We start from the raw sequence: 22791 nt of genomic DNA, 5'->3' as shown, positions 1-22791 counted from the left end.
CGATGCCCGGACGGTCGACCATCCAGGAGGTGGCCCGCGCCGTCGGGGTGTCGGCGTCCACGGTGTCGCGGGCGTTCAACGCGCCCCACCTGCTCAGGGAGGCGACGGTCGCGCGCGTCACCGCGGTCGCCGAGCAGATGGGGTACGTGCCCAATCAGCACGCCCGCGCACTCGTGACCGGCAAGACAGGGATGCTCGGGCTGATCGTTCCCGACATCACCAACCCGTTCTTCCCGCCGCTGGTCCGGGCGTCGCAGCGGGCCGCCGAGGAGCGCGGCCTGAACGTGATGGTCGCCGAAAGCAACTCGCTGCCCGGGCGCGAGCGAGCCCACATCGCCTCCCTGGCGCCCCACTGCGAAGGCCTGATCATCGCGTCCTCCCGGCTCACCCCGGAGGAACTGCGTCATGTAGCCCAGGCCACTCCGTTGGTGCTCGTGAACAACGACACCGAGGGAATCGCGCGGGTGCTGGTCTCATCGGCTGACGCCTTGGCCCAGGGCGTCCATCACCTCGCCGAGCGAGGCGCCCGCAAGCTCTGCTATGTGGGTGGCCCGCATCGCTCCTGGTCGGAGTTCGAACGCCGCTCCACCCTGGAGAACGTCGCAGGAAAACTAGGCCTGCCGACGCAGTTTCGGCGCGACGAATCGGGCAGCTATCACGAAGCTCGCACCATGGCCGCTTCAGGACCGTTCGGCGCCAGCGCCATCATCGCGTTCGACGACGTCATTGCCTGTGGCATCCTCGACGGCCTCGCGGATCGTGGCATCGCGATCCCAAGGGACGGATATCTTTTAGGCTGCGACGATGCCTTGCCGATCCAGACAAATCCGCGCCTATCGACTATCCGGTTGCGCGGGACTGAGGCCATGATCGAGGCAGTGTCACTCCTCGCTTCGGCTACAGATGAAGGGGTTCGTGAGACCCGCATCCTTCTCCCCGGGACGCTCATGCTTCGAGAGACCACTTGATCGCGCCGCCTTCGTGGTTACACCCCGAGCGACGGAATCGTCGCTGGGGAGTGCTTGGCTGGAATCGACGATCGACATCTTCCGATTTCGCATTCGTGGAGACGTGCCACATTCCAAGTTGCCCCGCATCCCCACTCAAGTAGAACGAACCCGCACCATGGCCCCATCACCGGGAACGACGCCGGCAGGCCGTCCCGTAGCATCGATGACGTCCACGGTCGAGGATCCAACGACGACCGTGGCTCCAGGTCGCAAACCAGCAACCCGCAGCCGAGCGAGTGCGTCCGGGTCGGCGTCCGAGACTCGAACCACCCTATACGTGCCAGGTTCGGCCTCGCTGAGTATCAGCGTTTCATCGGGCACATGCCAGCGGCCTTCACGCGTGGGGATGGGATCGCCGTGCGGATCGGTGGTGGGATGACCCAGGAGGGCGTCGATGCTCGCCAGGAACCGGGGCGACACGGCGTGTTCGAGACGCTCGGCGTCATCGTGGACTTCATCCCAGCCGTAGTGCAGCACTTCGGCGAGGAACTGCTCGATCAGCCGGTGGCGGCGCACCATCGCGACGGCGAGCCGCTCCCCTGTGGGGGTGAGGGTGACCGGATGGTAGGGCTGATACTCCACGAGGCCTTGGGCTTGGAGGCGGCGCATGACGTCGGACACGTTGGCGCGGCTGGTCCCGAAGCGTTCGGCGAGCCCGGTGGTGGTGATCGGTGCGTCGCCCCATTCGACGGCCGACCAGATGACTTTGAGGTAGTCCTGGGCGACCGGGGAGAGCGCGTCGGCATCCATTAGGCCAGCCCGCCTAGCGTCAAGACGATGAGCGCCACATTGAGGGCGACGATCAGGGCCACGACGACCCACGAGATGATTTGTAGCGCAGGCTGGTTGGCGTAACGGCCCATCAGGGTGCGGTCGCCGCTGAGCCGCACGAGCGGGGCCAGCGCGAAGGGGATCCCGAGGCTCAAAACGACCTGGCTGAGGACGAGCGCCCATGTCGGGTTGACGTCCGTGGCGAGGATCACCAGGGCGGGGATCAAGGTGATGGCGCGGCGGGCCAGCATCGGGACGCGCACCTTCAGCAGGCCGGACATGATGGTGGCGCCCGCGTAGCAGCCGACCGAGGTGGACGCCAGCCCTGAGGCCAGCAGCCCGATCGCGAACAGCGTCCCGACGAGCGGTCCCAGCGTGGAACTGATGGCCGCGTGGGCGCCTTCGATGGAGTCGGTGCCGGTCGCCTCTTGCAGGCTCGCGGCGGCAAGCAACAGCATCGCGATGTTGACTGCGCCCGCCACGATCATGGACGCGGTGACGTCCCAGCGGGTGGCGCTCAGCAGGCGGGGCAGTTCGTTGGGCTGGTGGCCGTGCCGGTCGCGCGCCAGCGCCGAGTGCACATAGATGGCGTGAGGCATGACGGTCGCACCGAGCATGCTGGCGGCCAACAGCACCGATTCGGAGCCGCGGAAGCGGGGCAGCAGGCCCGCGGCGGCGTCCCCCCACGACACATCGCTGACGAACAACCCCGCCATGAAGCCGATGGTGATGATGAGGAGCAACCCCATCACGACGAACTCGAAGGGGCGCTGGCCGTGCCGGGATTGCACCGACAACAGGGCCATCGAGACGACCCCGACGATGACGCCGCCCCACAGCAGGGGGACGCCGAACAAGATGTTGAGCGCGATCGCCCCGCCGATGACCTCAGCGAGGTCGGTGGCGGCGGCGACCAGTTCGGCTTGGAGCCAAAACGCGATACGCGGGCCGCGTCGCATCCGACGCCCCAGCAGTTCGGGAAGGCTCTGCCCTGTCACCAGCCCCGTCTTGGCCGACAGGTACTGCACCAGCAAGGCCATGATGTTGGCCGCGACCAGGACCCACACGAGCATGTATCCGTAGCGGGCGCCTGCCGTCAGGTTGGCGGCCACGTTGCCCGGGTCGACGTAGGCGATCGCCGCAACGAACGCGGGCCCCCATAACCACGTGCGGACGCGATGCGTCGGCCGTGCGGCGACCTCAGGAGCAGGGTCGCTGCGGGTGAACGAGGGATCGGCCGTCATGAGAGTTAATCTACGTTAACTTTGGCGCGTTCGAGGCTGCTCTCCGCTGCAAGGACAATCGCGAACACCGTTGACGCCGCCGCCACCTGCCCCTACGAAGGCCTCAGTCCCTTCGGGGGCGAGCATTGGGCATGTCACTCAGCGATGAGGCAAGGACTCAGGCTCTGGTCGATTCACGTCGTCCGGGTCGGGTCCTTTTTTTGTTGCCCAAAAGCGACCGGTCGACCCAGCCAGAAGGAGCAGACTCATGCAGTACGCCGCCGTTCCCCCGTTCCCGGAGGGGTTCTTGTGGGGCGCGTCCACGTCGGCCTACCAGGTCGAGGGGGCCTGGGACGAGGACGGGAAGGGACCTTCGGTTCAGGACGCCCGCACCCACTACCCCGAGGGGACCACCGACTATCGCGTCGCAGCCGACCATTACCACCGCTACGTCGAAGACGTCGCCTTGATGGCGGAGATGGGGCTGAAGGCCTACCGCTTCTCGATCGCGTGGACGCGCATCGTCCCGGACGGCGACGAGGCCGAGAATCCGGCGGGTATCGCCTTCTATCACCGGCTGATCGACGAACTGCTGGCCCACGACATCATCCCGATCGTGACGATGTTCCACTTCGACCTGCCTCAGGCCTTGGCTGTGGAGTGGACAAGCGCATCGACGTGCTCGCCACCGCGATCACCTTCGGCGCGACCGTCGCTGACCTGTTCCACCTCGACCTCGCCTACTCACCGCCCTTCGCCACCACGAAGGACCCGGTCCACTACACGGGTATGGCGCTCGAGACCGCCGTCCGCGGACGAGCTCCATTGATATCGCCCACCGACCTCGATGAGCGGCTGGCGCGAGGCGAGCGGATCCAGATCGTCGACGTGCGCGCCGCGAAGGACTACGCCAAGAGCCACCTGCCCGGGGCGGTGAACATCCCGCTGGCAGACCTGCGGCGGCGCGTCGGCGAACTCGACCCACAGGCGCCGACGGTCACGTACTGCAACAAGGGCGTGACCGGGAACGCCGCCCAGAACGTCCTGCTCGCCCTCGGCCTCGCTGAGGTGATGAACCTGTCGGGCGGCAACAGCACCTACCAGACCCACACCCGCCAGATGCAGAGGGCGATCTCCCTCCCGAGCACGATCAAGCCAAGCCACCTCCCCCATGTGCTGTTCCTGTGCGTGCACAACGCGGGCAAGTCCCAGATGGCGGGGGCCCTGATGCGCCACCTGTACGGCGACCGGATCGTGGTGACCACGGCCGGCACCGGACCCGACGACGCCGTCGACGACGCGTCGGCGCGCATCGTCGCCGAGCTGGGCGCCAGCACCGCCGGGGAGCACCCCAAGGCCGTGACGGCCGCCATGCTGGACGCAGCCGACCGCATCATCCTCATCGGCCCCGACGTCCAGCTGAACCCACCCGAGCCTCTGGCCGACCGCGTCGAGCGCTGGCCGATCCACGACCCGGCCGACGACGGCATCGAGGGCGACGAACGGACCCGCAACATCCGCGACCAGATCGCCAACCGGGTGCACGCACTCGCGACAGAACTGACCAGCTGAACGCACTCCGCGTCAGCCCGATCGGTCCGATTGAAGGAGAGGTGTCCGCAGCTTCCTTCGCCGCGGTCCGATCGCGGCTGCACGCTGTCGCTCACCTACCTCACGACTCGACAGTTCCCACAGGTGTCGGGTCGAGGAGCTGTTGGATCGCCCGCAGCCCGTCGGTGTTCACCGAGTACCAGGTCTGTCGGCCTGCCCGCTCCCGGTCGAGGAAGCCGGCGTCGAACAGGGCACCCAGGTGATGGGTGACGGTCGGCTGGGTGAGTCCCACCTGATCGGCCAGGACGCGGGTGGTCGCCCGTCCGTCGTCCGCGGCTCGGATCAGGCTCAGCAGCCGCAACCGCGCGGGGTCGGCCAGCACCTTCAGCGCCCCGGCCAGGGCCAGCGCATCGCCGGACTGCAGGGGGGCCTGCAGGATCGGTGAACAGCACAGGTCACCGACCGACGTGACCCGCGGCGCCACCCCTTGAACACTCATAGACATGTGTCTATCATATCCATCAGCATTGATCGATCGATGCGTGTCTATGGATTGGAGAGGTAGATGCTCGACCACCTGACAGATTTGGGTGTCGCGGTCACGACCGATGTGGCGACCGCGCTGGCCCACAACTGGCCGTTCCTGCTGGCGAGTGTCGTGGTGGCCTCCGTCGTGCAGGTGTACGTCAAACCGGACCGGTTGGGCAGCTGGCTTCGGCGACGTACCTGGGCGGCGGTGCTGGGCGCCGTCGCACTGGGCGCGCTGACGCCGTTCTGTTCCTGTGGTACCACCGCCGTCGTGCTGGGCGCCATGGCCTCCTCGGTCCCGTGGGCGCCGGTGGTGGCGTTCATGGTGTCGTCGCCGCTGACCAGTCCGCAGGAGTACGTGTGGTCGGTCGGGCTGTTCGGGCCCGCCTTCGCGACCACGTTCTTCGGTGCGGCGATCGCCGTCGGCCTGATCGGCGGCGGTGCCGCCTGGTGGCTGGAGCGCCACGGGCTGCTCGCCGGACAGGCCCGCCTGGCGACCCCGACGCCCGACGGTGGCTGCGACACCGGCTGCCAGACGGACGCCGTCGCCGGGGCGCCGGGCACGACGCGCGTCGGCGGGACCCGACAACTGGCCGTCATCGACGCCCGGCCGGCCACCGTGGTCGACGCCGAACCCGCCACCTGGCGGCGGTTCGGCGTGGCCCTGGCCACGAATGGCCGCCGGCTCGCCGTGTACTTCCTGGGTTTCGCCGCCCTGGGGTACCTGGTCATCAGGATCCTGCCGACGGGCCTCCTCACCACGTGGCTCGGCGCGGGCAACCCCGTCTGGTCGGTCCCGCTGGCCGCCCTGCTCGGCGTCCCGGTCTACCTCAACACCGACGCCTCGCTGCCCCTGGTGGCCACCCTCCTGGACGGCGGCATGGCCCCCGGAGCGGGCATCGCGTTCCTCATCACCGGCGCGGGCACCAGCGTCGGGGCCATCAGCGGCATGCTCGTCATCGCCCGCTGGCGGATCGTCGCGCTGGTCATCGGCACGCTGCTGGTGACTGCCACGGCCGCCGGATGGCTCGCGGGGCTGTGGCTCTGACGCGGCAGGACGGATGAGGGTCGCCTTGCTTGCACAGGCGGCCGCACGGGAGCATAGTTCAGGCGTGGTTGAATCAATTGAGGCTGAACTGACGCGGGATGCCGCGACGCTGCTGGCGGTCGCAGCCGACCCGGTGCGGCTGACCCTGCTCAACCGCCTGGCGGCATCCGGCACGCGGTGCGTGTGCGACCTGCAACTCGATCCGCCGATCCCGGCGAACCTGCTGAGCTACCACCTGCGCATGCTGCGGGAGGCCGGCCTGGTGACCACAGCCCGGCGGGGCCGATGGGTGGACTACACCCTGGCCGAGGACGCCCTGGAGCGGCTGCACGCCGCCCTGCCGGTGGCCGCGGCTACGCGGGCGGAGTGTGGGTCATGTCGGTGACGACCAGGTTGGGACGCCCCGGGCTCCGGCTGAGCCTCGGGGTCGCGGGGGCGTCCGTGGCATGGGTGGCCTTGTACTGGGTCAACGAGCCGTTCTGGACGTGGCTGATCGGCGAGGCCGCTGGGTTGGATCTGGAGTCCCGGCTGGGGTCCGGGGTGTGGTTCTTCTTCTACGACATGATCAAGATCGCGTTGCTGCTGACCGGGATCATCTTCGTGGTCACGGTCCTGCGGTCGTTCATGAGCGTGGAGCGCACCCGGGCGCTGCTCGGTGGCAAGCGCGAGGGTGTCGGGAACGTGTTGGCGGCGCTGCTGGGCATCGTGACCCCGTTCTGCTCATGCAGCGCCGTGCCGGCGTTCATCGGGTTCGTCGCCGCCGGCGTTCCCCTGGGGGTGACGATGAGCTTCCTGATCGCGAGCCCGCTGATCAACGAGGTGGCGATCGCGCTGCTGCTGGGCCTGTTCGGCCCCGGCCCCACCCTGCTGTACGTCTCCGCGGGCGTCAGCATCGCGATCGTCGCCGGCTGGGTGATCGGACGCCTCCGCCTGGAACGCTGGGTGGAACCGTTCGTGTTCGAGACCCGGCTCCGCGGCCAGGTCATCGACTCGACCGCCCACCTGACGTGGCCCGACCGCGTCCAACTCGGCATCGACGAGGTCGGGACAATCCTGCGCAAGATATGGCCCTACCTGCTGGTCGGCATCGGCCTCGGCGCGGTCATCCACGGCTGGGCGCCGGAGAACTTCTTCGCCACCTACGCCGGCCGCGACAACCCCTTCGCCGTCCTGATCGCGGTCGTCGTCGGTGTCCCGCTGTACTCCAACGCCGCCGGCGTCCTGCCTCTGGTCGACGCCCTGCACGACAAGGGCCTCCCGATGGGAACCCTGCTCGCGTTCATGATGGCCACGGTCGCCCTCAGCCTGCCCGAGATGATCCTGCTGCGCCGCGTGCTCAAACCGAAACTGATCGCCACCTTCGTTGCCGTGGTCGCCGCCGGGATCATCGCGGTGGGCTACCTGTTCAACGCCGTCCTCCCCGTCTGAAACCACCCGAAGCACCACCATCACCCGAAGAAGGAGTCACACACCATGCACATCAAAGTCCTCGGTCCCGGCTGCGCCAACTGCGTCAACCTGGAGAAGAACACCCGCGCAGCCTTGGCGTCTCTGGGAATGGAGGCCAGCGTCGAGAAGGTCACCGACTACGCCGACATCGCCGGCTACGGCATCATGCGCACCCCCGGCCTGGTGGTCGACGAGCAGGTAGTGCTGTCAGGTCGGGTCGCCAAGCCCGCCGAGATCGCCCAACTGCTGGCCGGCCGCTGACCGGCTGACCCCGCGATCGGCTGGAGGGAGTTTGCCATGAAGTTCCTGGAGGACATGCCACGGTTCGTGTTCTTCACCGGCAAGGGCGGGGTGGGCAAGACGTCGCTGGCGTGCGCGACGGCGGTCCACCTGGCCGGGGCGGGGCGTCGGGTGCTGCTGGTCTCGACCGACCCCGCCTCCAACGTGGGCCAGGTGTTCGACCAGCCGATCGGGAACCGGGTCACCCCGGTGGTCGGCGTCGAGGGCCTGGACGCGCTGGAGATCGACCCCGAATCGGCCGCCGAGCAGTACCGGGAACGGATCCTCGGCCCCGTCCGGGCCGCGCTGCCGGCCAGCGAGATCGCGTCGCTCACCGAACAGTTGTCGGGGTCGTGCACCACCGAGATCGCATCGTTCAACGAGTTCACCGGCTTCCTGGCCGAGGAGGACTCCCACTACGACCATGTGGTGTTCGACACCGCGCCGACCGGACACACCATCCGGTTGCTTCAGCTGCCCGGCGACTGGACCGGCTTCATCGATTCGGGCGGCGACGCGTCCTGCCTGGGGCCGATGTCGGGGCTGGACAAACACCGCGACCAGTACGCCCGCGCGCTGGCGGCCCTCACCGACCCCACCACCACCCGGCTGGTGCTGGTGGCCCGGGCGCAGGCCACCTCGCTCGCCGAGGCCGAGCGCACGGCGTCCGAACTGGCCGGGATCGGGATCCACGCCACCCACCTCGTGGTGAACGCCGTCCTGCCCGCCGACGGCCACCCCGACCCTCTCACCGCCGCGACCCGCGCCCGCGAGACGGCCGTGCTCGCCGCCGTCGCGGGCCCGCTCGCCGACCTGCCACAGGACCGGATCCCGCTGAAGACCGTGAACATGGTCGGCGTGCTCGCCCTGCGCGCACTGCTGTCACCCGAAGACACCGCCGAGGCTCCGACGGACGCCGCCCCACTGCCCGCCGGAGGACTGCCGGGCCTGGACGCCCTCGTCGACGAACTCGCCGCCATCGGTCACGGGCTGGTGATGTGTGTGGGTAAAGGTGGGGTCGGCAAGACCACCATCGCGGCGGCGCTCGCGGTCGGGCTGGCCGCACGCGGTCACCGAGTCCACTTGACCACCACCGACCCCGCGGCGCACCTGGACGCCACCGTCACCGAGACCCCCGACCTGCCGTCGTTGACGCTGTCGCGGGTCGACCCCGCCCAGGCGATCGCCGACTACCGGGCCCACGTGATGGCCACCCAGGGCCAGGGCCTGGACGCCGACGCGCTGGCCGCCCTCGCCGAGGACCTGCAGAGCCCATGCCACCAGGAGATCGCCGTCTTCCAGCAGTTCTCCTCAATGGTCGGGCAGGCCCGTCGCCAGTTCGTGGTCATGGACACCGCACCCACCGGGCACACCCTGCTACTGATGGACACCACCGGCGCCTACCACCGTGACACCGTCAAGACCATGGCGGCCGGCGTCCGGTTCACCACTCCGCTGATGCGCCTGCAGGACCCCGACTACACCCGCCTGGTCATGGTGACCCTGCCCGAACCGACCCCGGTGCTGGAGGCGATGGCGTTCCGCGACGACCTCGCCCGCGCCGGCATCACACCCTGGGCGTGGGTCATCAACCAATCGCTCACCGCCGCCAGGCCGACCGCCCCACTGCTGCTTCGCCGCGCCCGCCTGGAGACCGACCCCATCGACACCGTCACGAAGACGGCCGCCCGGGTCGCCGTCGTGCCCGTCCTGCTCGACGAACCCGTGGGCGCCGCCCGACTCCTCGCCCTCACCGACACCCACACCATGACCGGGAGTACCCCATGACCGACCTCACCATCGCCTGGCAACGCCTCGTGGACGCCGGCCAAACCTGCCCCCGCTGCGGCGACACCGGCAGCGAGGTACGCACGGCAGCCGCGACCCTCACCGCGGCCCTCGCCCCCCTGGGCATCACCGTGCGCCTGGCCGAGGCCACCATCAACCTGGCCCAGTTCGAGCAGGCGCCACTGGAGTCCAACCGCATCCTGATCGCGGGCCGACCCCTCGAGGACTGGCTCGGCGGCGCGACCAGCCAGAGCCCCTGCTGCGACGTCTGCGGCCCCAACGACTGCCGCACCATCACCGTCGACGACACCACCTACGAAACCGTGCCCGCCGGCCTCATCACCCGCGCCGGCCTCCTCGCCGCGGCCGAACTGCTCGCCCAGCCCAGCGCGTCACACGACGACCCCACCCAGGAAACCACCGGCACAACTGAGACCTGCTGCGGACCCACCGCCGAACCCACCGACCTCCCGAACCGTTCACTGCCGCTGGCAACCAAGGCAGGCTGCTGCTGAGAGGCCTAACCCAGCGAGACCGGTCCGGGAAGGCGTCCCTGGACGCGGTCGCAAGCCCATCCCTCACGGCGTGGGGAACTCGTGGGGAATGCGTGGGAACACCCCCACACGTGGGGAACATGCCGGCCAGCCAGAGGAAGCGCCGGCGACCTCAGCGACGCATTCGCCCTTGCCAGCAGCACGCCACACGCCCCGGACATAGGAAAGGCGAGAGGTTTTCGCCTCCCGCCTCTTCGTCCTATTTGCCCTTGTCAGAGGCACTTTTTGTGCGCGAGAGAGGAGTTGAACCTCCACGTCCTTTCGGACACACGGACCTGAACCGTGCGCGTCTGCCATTCCGCCACTCGCGCTTAGTCCCCTCGCGGGAACAGCCCAATCAGACTAGCACGCATCATGAGGTGACGCCTACTCGGTGCTGCGCGGGCACGTCGACGGGTACCCGCGCCGCCTTCCGGCGGGTCCACGGACGAGCGTCGGTGCTTGCTGATCTGCGGTCGATGCGTCGGCCCTGACGGCTAGATTGGAATCCCACGGCCCCGATCCGGGAGGAACGCGTGACCCAGAACACCTCGGAGACCCCCACCGACACCGTGACGGATGCCACAGCACCGTCTGCGGTCCCCCCTGCGCCGCAGCATCTCCCCTCGTCCGGACGTCGGACGCCGGTGTCCACCTATCGTCTGCAGTTGGGGCCGGAGTTGACCTTCGACGAGGCGATCACCCACCTCGACTACCTCGACGGTCTCGGGGTCACCGATCTGTACCTGAGCCCGATCCTGCAGGCTGCGCCGGGCAGCACGCACGGTTATGACGTCGTTGATCATGCGACCATCTCGGCGCCGATGGGCGGGCGTGACGGCTTCGAGCGGCTCGCGGCGGCCGCGCACAGTCGCGGCATGGGCGTCATCGTGGACGTGGTCCCCAACCACATGGGCGTCCCGACGCCGATCTACCACAACCGTGCGCTGTGGTCCGTGCTGAAGGATGGGCCAGCGTCGCCCTATGCGGCCTGGTTCGATGGCACCGACGACGGCGCCGCGGGCCGCATCCTGATGCCCGTGTTGGGTGCCCGCATCGGCACCGTGCTCGCCAACGGCGAGATCACTTTGGAGCGCCGCGTCGTTCCCGGCCTCGAAGACGAGGGCGAACAGCCGGTGCTCGTCTACTACGACCACGTGTTCCCGGTGCGGGCGGGCACCGAAAACTTGCCGTTGCCGCTGTGCGTCCAGGAGCAGCACTACCGGCTCGCCTATTGGAAGGTGGCCGATGAGGAGTTGAACTTCCGGCGCTTCTTCGACGTCGACACCCTGGTGGCCGTGCGGGTGGAGGATCCGGCCGTTTTCGACGCGACGCACGCCCTGCTGCTGGACCTGTTCCACGCCGGGCACATCGACGCCTTCCGCATCGACCATCCCGACGGCCTGGCCGACCCGCGGGGCTACCTGCGTCGGCTCTCGATGGCGACCGGCGGCGCGTGGATCGCGGCCGAGAAGATCCTCGAAGGATCCGAAGACCTGCCCGAGGACTGGCCTGTCGCGGGCACCACCGGCTATGACGCTTCCTGGCGCATTTCCGCGCTCCATTGCGACCCCAACGGGGCTGCGAACCTGGGCAACATCGCCCACGTCATCACCGGCGACATCCCCGGATCGCTGCCCGAGGTCATCACCACCTCCAAGCGTGAGGTCGCCACCACCTCACTGTTTGCCGAAGTGCACCGGGTCGCCACGCTGGCCGATGACATCTGCCGTGACGACATCATGCTGCGCGATCACACCTTCACCTGGATCCGCTCCTGCCTCACCGAGATGATCGTCGCCCTGGATCGCTACCGCGCCTACATCGTCCCGGGCGAGCCCGCCCCCGATGGTGCCGTGGAGATCATCGAGCATGCGGCCCGCGCCGCCCGCGCAGCGCTGGACGCCGAACTCCACGAAACCCTCGATGTCGTGATCGACCTCGTCCTCGGGCGCGAAGTGGGCGTCGAAGGGCACACTCAGCGGATTCAGCGCGACGAACTCGTCGTCCGCTTCCAGCAGGCGTGCGGTGCCGTCATGGCCAAGGGCGTCGAGGACACGGCCTTCTACCGCTGGACGCAACTGGTCTCCCTCAACGAGGTCGGGGGCGACCCGGAAGCGTGGAGCATCAACTCCGACGAGTTCCATCAGTGGGCCTCAGCCATGGCCGCGACCTGGCCGGTGACCATGACGTGCGGCACCACGCACGACACCAAGCGCTCTGAGGACGTCCGTTCCCGGATCGGCGTCTTGTCGCAATACTCCTCCGAATGGCGCGCGCTGCTAACGAAGCTGCACCCCTACGCGGCGGGCTTGGAAGGTCACACCGAGAACCTGCTGTGGCAGATCCTGGCAGGCACCTGGACGGACGCGGGGCCTATCGAACGTGAACGGCTCGAGCGCTACATGCTCAAGGCGTCCCGCGAACAGAAACTGTGGACGTCGTGGACGCACAACGACGCCGACGGCGAAGCCGCCTTGTCAGCGTTCCTGGACAAGCTGTACGACGACGGCGACATCCTGGGCGCGTTTGCGGACTGGTATGAGTTCACCGCCGACTCGGTGCGCACCTCGGTGCTGTCGCGCAAGGCGATCCAGCTCACCTGCCTGGGCGTGGCCGACACGTACCAAAGTTGCGAGACGCTCCAGAACTATCTGGTTGATCCCGACAATCGAGCCCCCGTCGATTTCGCCGCCCTGGCAACGATGGCCACCGACCTGGACGCGCGCGACCCGATCACCTTGGCGGAGGAGAAGTTCCACCTCACCCGGGCGATCCTGCAGCTTCGGCGGCGACGCCCCGACGCGTTCGTGGGAGCCCAAGCCGCCTATCGTCCCTTGCCCAGCAGCACCGGGCATGTGGTCTGCTATGCCCGCGGGGAGGACCCTCAGGTCGTGACCGTCGCGGCACGACTGCATCGCGTCATCGAGAACCTCCAGGGCTTCACCGAGCACAGCGTCGTCTTGCCGGGCGGACGCTGGCGTGACGTGCTCAGCGGGGCCGAGTTCGACGGCGGAAGCACCCTCATCGCCGATCTCCTCACCCGCTATCCGGTCGCCGTGCTGGAGAAGATCGCCGGGCCCCAAGGCGACCAGGCGCGCACCGAGGCCGACGAGTTGGCCCGCCCCGAGATTCAGATTCCGCTGTTTCGCCCGGGCGTCCGCCATCAGTCGACGCCCACGCAGCGTCCGAGCGAGGACACCGAGGTGACAGGGCTGCTCGGCTGGCTCACCAAGCGCTTCTTCGACAAGCACGACGATGGGCACCCCCATGGCTGAACCGCACGACTCCGGCGCCGCCCTGCTCCCCTTGACCGTGTGGGCACCGCAGGCCGTGACCCTTGAGGCGGTGGTGCGCGGCGCCGATCCCACCGACGCCGACGCGGTGATCCCGCTGGTCCGCGACGAGGGCGGGGTCTGGCGCGGCACTCTGCCCGCCGACACGGACTACCTCCTCCGTGTCGACGGCGACACGCCACGCCCCGACCCGCGCAGCCCCCGTCAGCCCTATGGCGTCCATGGCTCCAGCCGCACCTTCGACGCGGCCGCCTTCGCGTGGAGCGACGGCGCCTGGGCTGGGCGCGATGTGCTGGGCGGGGTGTTCTATGAGGTACATGTGGGCACCTTCACCCCCGAGGGCACCCTGGACGCGGCCATCGCGCACCTCGACTATCTCGCCGCCCTCGGCGTCGACACGGTGGAACTGATGCCCCTCGCGCCCTTCCCCGGCGAGCGTGGCTGGGGCTATGACGGCGTCAGCCTGTATGCGGTTCACGAGTCCTATGGCGGCCCGGCTGCCCTCCAACGGTTCGTGGACGCCGCACACGCACGGGGCCTGGCGGTGTGCCTGGACGTGGTCTACAACCACTTCGGCCCCGACGGGAACTACGCGCCCGTCTTCGGGCCGTACTTCACCGACAAGCACTCCACCCCCTGGGGTGCGGCGATCAACCTCGACGACGAGGGCGCGGGCGGCGTCCGCTCGTTCATCATCGATAACGCGTTGCGCTGGTTGCGCGACTTTCACATCGACGCGCTGCGCCTGGACGCCGTGCACGCACTCGTGGACGACTCCCCGCGCCACATCCTCGCCGAGTTGTCCGACGCCGTTGCTGCCGTCAGCCAGGACACGGGCCGGATCGCGACGCTCATCGCCGAATCCGATGAGAATCAGATCTCGACCATCACCGCCACCGCGGAGGGCGGACGGGGCATGGACGCCCAATGGGCCGACGATGTCCACCACGCCCTGCACGCCTGGCTGACCGGCGAACGCTTCGGCTATTACGTGGACTTCGGCAGCGAGGAGACGCTGGCGCACGCCTTCGAGCACGTGTTCGTCCACGACGGCACCTTCTCCACGTTCCGCAACAAGACGTGGGGGGCGCCCGTCCCCGATGAGCTGGCGCGCTCACGGTTCGTGGTGTTCGACCAGAATCACGATCAGGTCGGCAACCGTGGCCTCGGGGATCGGCCCTCGCAGCGCCTGGCTCCCGCCCAGGTCGCAGGCGGGGCCGCCTTGCTGCTCCTGTCGCCGTTCACCCCTCTGCTCTTTCAGGGGGAGGAATGGGGCACCCGGCGTCCCTTTTTGTTCTTCACCGATCATGCCGAGGATCTAGGCCGGGCTGTCACGCAGGGGCGACGCGCCGAGTTCGCCACGCACGGGTGGGAGGATCTGTACGGCCCCGACGCGACCATCCCCGATCCGCAGGATCGCGCCACATTCGAAGCCTCCAAGGTGGACTGGGACGAGCGGACCAGCCCCGACCATGCCCCCCTCCTGGCCTGGTATCGAACTCTGCTGCGGCTACGCCACGAGCACCTTGGCGACCCGGATGCAGAGTTCTCCACCTCCCATGGGCCGGGGTGGTTTGCGCTGCGTCACGGCCCGCTACGCGTGACGGTCGCGGCGCACACCGACACCACGATCGAGCCCGTCGGCACGCTCGTCGCCGCATGGGGCGAGACGGAGCACACGCCCGCAGGCATCCGGTTGATCTCGCCAGCCGTGACCGTCTCGCTGGAGTAAGGTCGTCCACCTGGGCCAGGCGCCGCACGCTCGTCGAAGCAGGCGATACAGCCTGCACTTTTCGGCACCAAGCTAGGCTAGAACGGGCTCGCAACCGCTGTGAGCACACATCATCGGGGCGAAGGAGGGACTCGTGGGCGTATTCGACAACCTGGAACGCAAGTTGGAGGGGGTCGTCAACGGCGCTTTCGCCCGCGCGTTCAAGGGGGACGTCCAGCCCGTCGAGATCACGGCCCGGCTGCAAAAGGAGTTGGACGCCGAGGCTCGGATGCTCTCGCGTGACCGCAAACTCGTTCCCAACGACTTCGCCATCGGGCTGTCCAGCCACGACTACGACCGGCTCGTGCCCTACAGCCGCACCTTGAACCAAGACATCATCCCGCAGTTGCGCGAGTACGCCGCCAACGCGGGCTACATCTTCAACGGCCCCGTCACGATCGCCTACGAGCAGGACGCGGACCTTCCGTTGGGCCGGTTCACCGTCCTCAGCCAGGCGGTCGCCGCAGCCGATACTCCCGCCACGACCACCTCGATTCGTCGCGCGTCGCTGGTGCTCGAAGTCAATGGCATCCGGCATCCGCTCACCGAGCCCGGCTTCACCCTCGGCCGCGGCACGGACGCCGACGTCCGCATCAACGACCCCGGGATCTCCCGGCTCCACGCCCGCATCAGTGTCCATGGGGCCCGCGATCCGCAGGTGACCATCGAAGACATGGGCTCCACGAACGGCATCGTCGTCGACGGCCGCCGCGTCCAGTCAGCATCGCTGCGGGAGGGTTCACGCATCGAACTGGGCAACACCCGAATGCTGGTGAGGTCTCCGGTGAGTGATGTCTGAGCTGCTCGTCTTCGCGCTCAAGTTCGCCTTTTTGGCGCTGTTGTGGGTCTTCATCTTGTTCACGGGTGCCGTCATCCGTTCTGACTTGTTTGGGCGTCGCGTTCCCGCCACGAAGGGTGAGGCCCCCGAGAAGAAACCTCGGGCGTCCGCTCGGACGCGGCGACGCGTCCAGGAGGCTTCCGCGGCGATCCCGACCACCCTGCGCATCACCCGGGGTAAACAGGCCGGTCTGACGATGGCCCTGGGCGATCAGCTGAAGATCGGGCGTAGCGCCGACTGCCAGCTCATCCTCGATGACGACTACGTCTCCACGCAGCATGCGCGCATCTACCGCAGCGGCACCGGCTACATCGTCGATGACCTCGGCTCCACGAACGGCACCTACCTCAACAACGAGCGGCTGAGCGGGCCGACCCGGTTCACGCCCGCCGACACGCTGCGGATCGGGCGGACGCTGATCACCGTGGAGGCGTGAGCGTATGCCGCTGACGCTGAGCTACGACGCCCACTCCGAGATCGGGCTCGTTCGGACCAACAACCAAGACTCGGCCTACGTGTCGCCCACCATGTTGATGGTCGCCGATGGAATGGGCGGGGCAGCGGCGGGTGACCTCGCTTCCGCGATCGCGACCTGGGAACTCGAGCGGACCGACACCGACCTGGATGCCCGCGTGGCCGCGGCCCGGGCCGAGCGTGAAGCTTCCGATGAGCCCGCCTTCAGCGGACCAGACGATCCGGGCGATGTGGTGGACGTCCTCACCGTGCTGGCGGGGACGCTGTCGCGGGCCAACGATCAGCTCATCGAGCGCGTCGAGGACGATCCGGCGCTGGCAGGGATGGGCACGACGGTCTGTGGGTTCGTGCTGAGCGGGCACCGCCTCGCCGTGGTCAACATCGGCGACTCGCGGGCCTACCTGGTGCGTTCGGGACGTCTGCACCGCGTAACCCGGGACCATTCCTGGGTCCAGACCCTGGTGGATGAGGGCAAGATCTCCGAAGACGAGGCCTTGGAGCATCCCCACAAGAACCTGGTGCTGAAGGTCCTCAACGGCTCCACCCAGCACGAACCCGACCTCGGCTGGCTCGACATCCAAGCGGGCGACCGGCTGATGATCTGCTCCGACGGACTGTGCGGGCTGGTCACCGACGCGGCGATGGCGCCCGTGCTCGCGGCCGGCAACTCTCGTCCGCAGACCATCGACGCCCTGGTGGAGATGGCTCACGCCGCGGGCGGTTACGACAACATCACCATCGTGCTGGCCGACGTCGAAACCGACGGGCCCCTCGGCACCCCCGAAGCGCTGGGGGCCGCAGACAACCTCCGCGGTCCCGACGATGTTGAGCACACGTTGAGCTTCGAACTCACCGACGCCGACCCCGAGGGCATCCACGAACGCCCCATGACCGAAGAGGAACGCTACGCGTTGAGTGGCCGTCGCAAGCCGTCCGCGTGGCTCAAAATCGGTCTGGGCGTCCTCATCCCGGTCTTGGCCCTCGTGGGCGGCGGGACGGCCTGGTACCAGTACACGCAAACCCAGCTCTTCATCGGCCCCGCCCAGGAGTACGTGGGCCTTTATCGGGGTGTCCCTGACCGGATCCTCGGCCAGAACCTCGCCACGCTCCTCCAGCGAGACCCCCAGACGCGCGTCGCCGATCTGCCGCCCTACTACGCCGAACGGGTCAAGTCGACCATTACGGTCGCGGACTCTGCCGCCGCCACCTCCACGATGGCGGAGCTACGCGAGAAGGCTGCCCGCTGCGTGGCACAACGCGAGGAGCGGGCACGGGCCACCCCGACCCCGACCCCGACCCCCACGACGGAACCCGGCGTCCCCGCTCCCGAGCCAGCAGCCTCGGGCTCTGCGACACCGGGGGTGAGCGTCACCGCCACCCCGTCGCCGAGCGCCACCTCGATCACCCCGCCCGAGGACTGCTGATGGCCGACACGGTGGTGTACCGACGACGGACTGTCGTCTCTGCGCTGATGATGGTGTTCGCGCTCGGTCTGGGCTGCGCGGGCTATCTCCTCGTCGGCCTGAACCAAAACGGGGCCCTTCCCGCTGATTGGGTGACGGCCCTGGCAGCCTGGGTGGTTCTGGGTGGAGTCGCGTGGGGTGTCGTGCGCTGGCGCCTGCCCTATGCCGATCCGCTCCTCCTCCCGCTGGTGTTCCTGCTCAACGGGCTGGGCCTGTCGATGATCTACCGCCTCGACCAAGCTGATCGGCTCGCCAGCGCCAACCTGCAGATGATGTGGCTGGGTGCCTCTGTCGTCGTGTTCTGCGGGGTCGTCGTGCTGTTGCGCGACCACCGCGTCCTGCAGCGCTACACCTACCTGTGGTTCCTGGCTGGCTTCCTTCTACTCCTCACCCCGCTCGTGCCGGGGCTGGGGAAGGAAAGCCACGGCGCCCGCATCTGGATCCGGTTGGGCAGTTTCAGCTTCCAGCCCGCCGAGATCGCCAAGATCGTCTTGTCGATTGCCTTCGCCTCCTACCTGGTGGAGAAGCGCGACGTCCTCGCAACGGCGGGGCGTCGCTTCCTCGGCATCGACTTCCCCCGTGCCCGCGACCTCGGGCCAATCGGCGTCGTGTGGGTCTTCAGCCTCATCATCTTGGTGTTCGAGAAGGATTTGGGCACCACGTTGCTCTTCTTCGGGCTGTTCGTGGCCATGCTGTACGTCGCCACCGAGCGACCCAGTTGGGCGATCCTCGGCGTCGTCATGGTGGGGGCCCTCGGCGTCGTCGGCTACTCGATGTTCGACCACGTCCAAACCCGGTTCTCCTCCTGGCTCAACCCGTTCACGGACTACGACAAGAACCTGCAGGTGATCAGCGCACAGTTCGGGTTCGCCTGGGGTGGCCTGTTCGGCACGGGTTGGGGCCTGGGGCGCCCCTACCTGACGCCCCTGTCCAAGAACGACTTCATCGGCGCGGCGCTGGGCGAGGAACTCGGACTCTTCGGGCTGTGCGCCGTCGTCATGCTGTTCGGCATCATCGTCGCGCGGGTCCTGCGCGCGGCCCTCGGCTCGAACGAACCGTTCGGCAAGCTGCTGGCCACCGGCCTGGCGTTCGCCTTCGCCCTCCAAGTGTTCGTCATCACCGGCGGCATCACCCGGCTGTTGCCGCTGACGGGTCTGACGACACCGTTCGTCTCCCAAGGCGGCAGTTCGCTGATCTCGAACTACATCATGCTGGCGCTCATGCTCGCCATCACCCACCAGGTCAGGCGTCCGCAAGCCGAAGCCCCCGCAGGCGAGTTCGCCTCGCTTTCCGCAGAGGCCACCCAGGCCATCCCCGCGATACGAGCTGCAGCCCCGGAGCCCCGCGCCGACACGCCACGCCCCGACCCCGCCGCGTTCGGCGCCACCCAGCCGGTGGGAATGGACGACCCCACCGTGCCCCATCCGATCGCCTCGCCCGACCCCCGCTCCCGGGAGGAGGACCTCACATGAACGGCCCCATCCGCAAAGTCTCCATCGTCGTCATGGTCATGTTCTTGGCCCTGATGCTCAACTCGACCTACGCCTACCTCTTCCGCAGTGACTCCCTCAACGCGAACCCGGCCAACCGCCGCGTCCGGGATTCCCAATTCGGAACAGACCGGGGCGACATCATGGTCGGCAACACCGCCATCGTCACCTCCAATCCCGTGGAGGACCAGTACAAGTTCCAGCGCACCTACACCCAGGGCGCGCTGTACGCACCCGTGACCGGCTACTACTCGTTCCTGTTCGGCGGGTCCGGGCTCGAAAAGTCCTACAGCGCTCAACTGTCGGGCACTTCGGACGCACAATTCCTGCAGAACCTGGTCAACGCCGCAACCGGCAAGCGTCCCAAGGGCGCGACGCTGGAAACCACTCTCGACGCTCGCGCCCAGCAGGCCGCCGCGAAGGCGCTCGGTGATCGTCCCGGCGCGGTCGTGGTGCTCGACTACACCACTGGCGCGGTCAAGGCGATGGTCTCCTCGCCCACGTTCGACCCCAACGCCTTGGCCAGTCATGACCTGTCCGCCACCCAGGACGCCTGGACGAAACTCAACGCCGCGGAAGGTACCCCGCTGACGAATCGGGCGGTCCGCGAAATCTATCCGCCAGGATCGACCTTCAAGCTCGTCGTGAGCGCCGCTGCCCTCGAGTCGGGGATGACGCCGGACACCGCGGTGCCCTCTCCCGCCAAGCTGACTCTCACCGGGTCCACCTATCAGATGTCGAACTCGGCGGGATGCTCCTCGGATCCCACCTCGCTGCGCGCGGCCTTGCAGAACTCCTGCAACACCGCCTTCGCCAGCGTCGGGGGCCAACTGGGTGCCGACAAGCTGCGCGATCAGGCACAGAAGTTCGGGTTCGGAACCAAGCTGCTTCCTGAACTCGACGGCGTGGCCAGCCGCTTCCCGGCCAATCCGGACGCCGCCCAGACGCAGCTCAGCTCCATCGGCGGCTACGACGTGGCCGCCAGCCCGATGCAGATGGCGATGGTCGCTGCCGGGATCGCGAACAACGGCGTCGTCATGGAGCCGTACCTGGTCAGCCGCGTGCGTGGCGCCGACCTCAACGTGATCAGCACCCGCAGCCCCCGGCCCCTGTCGACTGCCATGTCGAGTGCCAACGCGAAAGCGCTGCAGGACATGATGGTCAACGTGGTTCAAAACGGCACCGGTCGCCGCGCCCAGATCAGCGGCGTCCGTGTGGGCGGCAAGACGGGGACGGCGAACACCGACGGTGCGCGCGCACCTTACGCTTGGTTCGTGGCGTTTGCCGACGACCCGGCCATCGCTGTCGCAGCATTCGTGCAGGATGCCGGAGTTGATGGAAGCGAAATCTCGGGGGGTCGCTATGCTGCCCCGATCGCCCAAGCAGTGATCGAGTCGATGCGATGAGTGAGCAGCACGTACCGCGCCGGGCCAGATTGGAGCCGGACGCCACCAGGGAGGACAGCATGACCGACCAGCCGAGGATCCTCGGCGGGCGCTATGAGATCGGCCGCGTCATCGGCCGTGGGGGCATGGCTTTGGTGAGCCGAGCCCGTGACCTGCGCCTGGGCCGAGATGTCGCCGTCAAGGAGCTTCGGATCGACCTCGCCGGCGATCCGACCTTCCAGGAGCGATTCCGCCGAGAAGCGCAAGCCGCGGCCGGGCTGAACCATCCCAACATCGTGGCCGTCTACGACACGGGTGAAGAACTCGACCCGCAGACGCGGACTCACGTCCCCTACATCGTGATGGAACTCGTGGAGGGCCGTACCCTGCGCGACATCCTGCGCGAAGGCCGCCCGATCCTGCCGCAGCGCGCCTTGGAGTTCACCGCGGGCGTGCTGGATGCCCTGGCCTACAGCCACAAGGCGGGCATCATCCACCGCGACATCAAACCGGCGAACGTCATGCTGACGACGACCGGCACCGTCAAGGTTATGGATTTCGGCATCGCCCGCGCGGTGTCCGACACGTCCTCGACGATGACGCAGACCGCCGCCGTCATCGGCACCGCGCAATACCTGTCCCCGGAACAGGCACGCGGCGAGTCCGTCGATGCCCGCTCCGACATCTACTCCACGGGCTGCCTGCTCTACGAACTCCTGGTGGGGCGTCCCCCCTTCCAGGGCGATTCTCCCGTCTCGGTGGCCTACCAGCACGTCCGTGAGCGTCCCGTTCCGCCCAGCCAACTCGACCCCGAAGTGACCTCCGCGATGGACGCGGTGGTCTTGAAGGCGCTGGCGAAGAACCCCGACGATCGTTATGCGACCGCTGAGGACATGCGCGACGACGTCACCCGGATTTTGGAGGGTCGCCCGGTCATGGCGACGCCGCCGCTGGCCGGGGTCGGCGGCACGACGGTCAACCAACCCACCGAGGTCCTGGCGACGGTGAGTTCTCCACTGCCCCCGGCATCGGAGGTCGCACCCGAGGAGGATGCGGCTGCGATCGCCGAGGAGGAGAACCCGAAGAGCCGGGCTCGCCTGTGGTGGACGATCGCCATCGTGGCCCTAGTGGTCATCGGCGCCATTGCCACCTTCCTGCTGATGCAGCAGCGCGACGCGGGCCCCAAGCAGATTCAGGTTCCGCCGCTGACCAATCAGACGCAGGCCCAGGCCGAGTCGAGCCTCCAGGCCCTTGGTCTGATGCCGGTGGTGGAGAACTTCAACGGCTCCAACGATGCGACGGTCGGGCGGGTCACCCAAACCGATCCTGTCGCGGGCACCACGGTGAGCGAGGGCAGCAAGGTGACGTTGCGCGTCAACGTCGGCCCGAAGATGATCCAGATCCCCACCGGCCTCACCGGGTTGGCCTTTGACGACGCCAAACAACGCCTCGTGAGCGCCGGATTCAACGCAGCCTCCATCACCCCAGTGGAAGCCCAGGATGAGCCCAGCACCGCCAAGGCGGGCTCCGTGGTCAAGGTGAGCCCCGCCGAGGGCTCGCAGGCGGCCGCCACTGACATCATCACCGTGTCCGTCGCGACGGGCCGCGCCTCGGTCCCCTACGTCCGCGGCATGACCTACGACAAGGCGGTCGCCGAACTGAAGACGGCGGGCTTCACCAAGATCACGCGCGAAGATCAGGTGTCTTCTGATCCCGACCTCAGCCCCGGGCAAGTGATCACCACGCGTCCGGGTGCGGATACGCGACTCGACAAGACGGCCACCGTGACGATCATCGTCGCCAAGGCTGCCTCGTCCCCGTCCCCGTCTCCTACATCCAGTTCGCCCAGCGCGAGCCCGACCTCCTCTCCGACGTCCACCACCCCGTAGGTGAG

General features: G+C 68.1%; 20 protein-coding genes and 1 tRNA gene. 17 read left to right on the top strand and 4 right to left on the bottom strand.

From position 1 onward, the window contains the following. Positions 1-2: 2 nt before the first annotated feature. On the top strand, positions 3-968 hold the full coding sequence (locus C1706_RS10700; protein ID WP_164987522.1) for a LacI family DNA-binding transcriptional regulator: 966 nt from the start codon (positions 3-5) through the stop codon (positions 966-968). 135 nt (positions 969-1103) lie between these two features. Here C1706_RS10700 and C1706_RS10695 read toward each other — a convergent pair whose 3' ends face one another. Both C1706_RS10695 and C1706_RS10690 read right to left on the bottom strand, forming a co-directional pair. Further along, positions 1104-1760, bottom strand: coding sequence for a metal-dependent transcriptional regulator (locus C1706_RS10695; RefSeq protein WP_129459234.1), 657 nt, complete (start codon positions 1758-1760; stop codon positions 1104-1106). Further along, positions 1760-3025, bottom strand: a complete 1266-nt coding sequence (locus C1706_RS10690; RefSeq protein ID WP_129459233.1) for an Nramp family divalent metal transporter — start codon at positions 3023-3025, stop codon at positions 1760-1762. Before C1706_RS10690 ends, C1706_RS10695 begins: the two co-directional genes overlap by 1 nt. A gap of 247 nt (positions 3026-3272) precedes the next feature. On the opposite strand from C1706_RS10690, the gene C1706_RS10685 reads away from it, so the two are divergent. Together C1706_RS10685 and C1706_RS14990 are read left to right on the top strand one after the other, a co-directional pair. Next, positions 3273-3833, top strand: a complete 561-nt coding sequence (locus C1706_RS10685; protein ID WP_129459232.1) for a family 1 glycosylhydrolase — start codon at positions 3273-3275, stop codon at positions 3831-3833. Beyond that, entirely contained in the window at positions 3794-4576 is a 783-nt protein-coding gene (locus C1706_RS14990) for a rhodanese-like domain-containing protein (RefSeq protein WP_129459231.1), read from the top strand. The genes C1706_RS10685 and C1706_RS14990 overlap by 40 nt, the downstream gene beginning before the upstream one ends. Positions 4577-4676: 100 nt before the next feature. Here C1706_RS14990 and C1706_RS10675 read toward each other — a convergent pair whose 3' ends face one another. Beyond that, positions 4677-5060: an ArsR/SmtB family transcription factor gene (locus C1706_RS10675; protein WP_129459230.1), complete on the bottom strand. Its 384-nt coding sequence runs from the start codon at positions 5058-5060 to the stop codon at positions 4677-4679. A 60-nt stretch (positions 5061-5120) separates the two neighbouring features. Here C1706_RS10675 and C1706_RS10670 point away from each other — a divergent pair, with 60 nt between their 5' ends. From C1706_RS10670 to C1706_RS10645, 6 genes are all read left to right on the top strand, one after another. Further along, on the top strand, positions 5121-6131 hold the full coding sequence (locus C1706_RS10670; protein ID WP_129459229.1) for a permease: 1011 nt from the start codon (positions 5121-5123) through the stop codon (positions 6129-6131). A gap of 64 nt (positions 6132-6195) precedes the next feature. Beyond that, a complete protein-coding gene (locus tag C1706_RS10665) occupies positions 6196-6516 on the top strand; it encodes an ArsR/SmtB family transcription factor (protein ID WP_206661093.1) in 321 nt (106 codons plus the stop codon). After that, positions 6513-7559: a permease gene (locus tag C1706_RS10660; RefSeq protein ID WP_206661092.1), complete on the top strand. Its 1047-nt coding sequence runs from the start codon at positions 6513-6515 to the stop codon at positions 7557-7559. The genes C1706_RS10665 and C1706_RS10660 overlap by 4 nt, the downstream gene beginning before the upstream one ends. Before the next feature lie 45 nt (positions 7560-7604). Next, the gene (locus tag C1706_RS10655) at positions 7605-7841 is read left to right on the top strand and encodes a thioredoxin family protein (RefSeq protein ID WP_129459226.1); all 237 of its coding nucleotides are present in this window, start codon (positions 7605-7607) and stop codon (positions 7839-7841) included. Between the two features lie 36 nt (positions 7842-7877). Further along, positions 7878-9647: an arsenical pump-driving ATPase gene (gene arsA / locus C1706_RS10650; RefSeq protein WP_129459225.1), complete on the top strand. Its 1770-nt coding sequence runs from the start codon at positions 7878-7880 to the stop codon at positions 9645-9647. Beyond that, entirely contained in the window at positions 9644-10162 is a 519-nt protein-coding gene (locus C1706_RS10645) for a DUF2703 domain-containing protein (RefSeq protein WP_129459224.1), read from the top strand. The genes arsA and C1706_RS10645 overlap by 4 nt, the downstream gene beginning before the upstream one ends. Positions 10163-10429: 267 nt before the next feature. Here C1706_RS10645 and C1706_RS10640 read toward each other — a convergent pair. Next, positions 10430-10512 (bottom strand) — tRNA-Leu (locus tag C1706_RS10640). A gap of 204 nt (positions 10513-10716) precedes the next feature. On the opposite strand from C1706_RS10640, the gene treY reads away from it, so the two are divergent. The 8 genes from treY to pknB all read left to right on the top strand — a co-directional run bounded on the left by treY (position 10717) and on the right by pknB (position 22786). Beyond that, on the top strand, positions 10717-13458 hold the full coding sequence (gene treY, locus C1706_RS10635; RefSeq protein WP_241653539.1) for a malto-oligosyltrehalose synthase: 2742 nt from the start codon (positions 10717-10719) through the stop codon (positions 13456-13458). Further along, on the top strand, positions 13451-15208 hold the full coding sequence (gene treZ / locus C1706_RS10630; protein WP_129459223.1) for a malto-oligosyltrehalose trehalohydrolase: 1758 nt from the start codon (positions 13451-13453) through the stop codon (positions 15206-15208). The genes treY and treZ overlap by 8 nt, the downstream gene beginning before the upstream one ends. 133 nt (positions 15209-15341) lie before the next feature. Next, positions 15342-16046: an FHA domain-containing protein gene (locus C1706_RS10625; protein ID WP_129459222.1), complete on the top strand. Its 705-nt coding sequence runs from the start codon at positions 15342-15344 to the stop codon at positions 16044-16046. Then, a complete protein-coding gene (locus tag C1706_RS10620) occupies positions 16039-16521 on the top strand; it encodes an FHA domain-containing protein FhaB/FipA (protein ID WP_129459221.1) in 483 nt (160 codons plus the stop codon). The genes C1706_RS10625 and C1706_RS10620 overlap by 8 nt, the downstream gene beginning before the upstream one ends. A gap of 4 nt (positions 16522-16525) precedes the next feature. After that, positions 16526-17983 carry a PP2C family protein-serine/threonine phosphatase gene (locus tag C1706_RS10615; protein WP_129459220.1) on the top strand — a complete coding sequence of 486 codons (1458 nt, stop codon included), beginning with the start codon at positions 16526-16528 and terminating at the stop codon, positions 17981-17983. Next, a complete protein-coding gene (locus C1706_RS10610) occupies positions 17983-19494 on the top strand; it encodes an FtsW/RodA/SpoVE family cell cycle protein (protein WP_129459219.1) in 1512 nt (503 codons plus the stop codon). The genes C1706_RS10615 and C1706_RS10610 overlap by 1 nt, the downstream gene beginning before the upstream one ends. After that, a complete protein-coding gene (locus C1706_RS10605; RefSeq protein ID WP_129459218.1) occupies positions 19491-20918 on the top strand; it encodes a peptidoglycan D,D-transpeptidase FtsI family protein in 1428 nt (475 codons plus the stop codon). Before C1706_RS10610 ends, C1706_RS10605 begins: the two co-directional genes overlap by 4 nt. 59 nt (positions 20919-20977) lie before the next feature. Continuing rightward, positions 20978-22786: a Stk1 family PASTA domain-containing Ser/Thr kinase gene (pknB, locus tag C1706_RS10600; RefSeq protein WP_129459217.1), complete on the top strand. Its 1809-nt coding sequence runs from the start codon at positions 20978-20980 to the stop codon at positions 22784-22786. Positions 22787-22791: the final 5 nt, after the last annotated feature.

The organism is Propioniciclava flava, assembly GCF_004126535.1.
Lineage (GTDB): Bacteria > Actinomycetota > Actinomycetes > Propionibacteriales > Propionibacteriaceae > Propioniciclava > Propioniciclava flava.
Note: the sequence above shows the minus strand (reverse complement) of the source record. Positions and strands in the feature narration are given on the sequence as shown.

Bases quoted from the DNA above. Each gene is read 5' to 3' on its own strand.
- C1706_RS10700 (WP_164987522.1), top strand. From the start codon at position 3: ATGCCCGGACGGTCGACCATCCAGGAGGTGGCCCGCGCCGTCGGGGTG.
- C1706_RS10695 (WP_129459234.1), bottom strand. From the start codon at position 1,760: ATGGATGCCGACGCGCTCTCCCCGGTCGCCCAGGACTACCTCAAAGTC.
- C1706_RS10690 (WP_129459233.1), bottom strand. From the start codon at position 3,025: ATGACGGCCGATCCCTCGTTCACCCGCAGCGACCCTGCTCCTGAGGTC.
- C1706_RS10685 (WP_129459232.1), top strand. From the start codon at position 3,273: ATGCAGTACGCCGCCGTTCCCCCGTTCCCGGAGGGGTTCTTGTGGGGC.
- C1706_RS14990 (WP_129459231.1), top strand. From the start codon at position 3,794: ATGGCGCTCGAGACCGCCGTCCGCGGACGAGCTCCATTGATATCGCCC.
- C1706_RS10675 (WP_129459230.1), bottom strand. From the start codon at position 5,060: ATGTCTATGAGTGTTCAAGGGGTGGCGCCGCGGGTCACGTCGGTCGGT.
- C1706_RS10670 (WP_129459229.1), top strand. From the start codon at position 5,121: ATGCTCGACCACCTGACAGATTTGGGTGTCGCGGTCACGACCGATGTG.
- C1706_RS10655 (WP_129459226.1), top strand. From the start codon at position 7,605: ATGCACATCAAAGTCCTCGGTCCCGGCTGCGCCAACTGCGTCAACCTG.
- arsA (WP_129459225.1), top strand. From the start codon at position 7,878: ATGAAGTTCCTGGAGGACATGCCACGGTTCGTGTTCTTCACCGGCAAG.
- C1706_RS10645 (WP_129459224.1), top strand. From the start codon at position 9,644: ATGACCGACCTCACCATCGCCTGGCAACGCCTCGTGGACGCCGGCCAA.
- treZ (WP_129459223.1), top strand. From the start codon at position 13,451: ATGGCTGAACCGCACGACTCCGGCGCCGCCCTGCTCCCCTTGACCGTG.
- C1706_RS10620 (WP_129459221.1), top strand. From the start codon at position 16,039: ATGTCTGAGCTGCTCGTCTTCGCGCTCAAGTTCGCCTTTTTGGCGCTG.
- C1706_RS10615 (WP_129459220.1), top strand. From the start codon at position 16,526: ATGCCGCTGACGCTGAGCTACGACGCCCACTCCGAGATCGGGCTCGTT.
- C1706_RS10610 (WP_129459219.1), top strand. From the start codon at position 17,983: ATGGCCGACACGGTGGTGTACCGACGACGGACTGTCGTCTCTGCGCTG.
- C1706_RS10605 (WP_129459218.1), top strand. From the start codon at position 19,491: ATGAACGGCCCCATCCGCAAAGTCTCCATCGTCGTCATGGTCATGTTC.
- pknB (WP_129459217.1), top strand. From the start codon at position 20,978: ATGACCGACCAGCCGAGGATCCTCGGCGGGCGCTATGAGATCGGCCGC.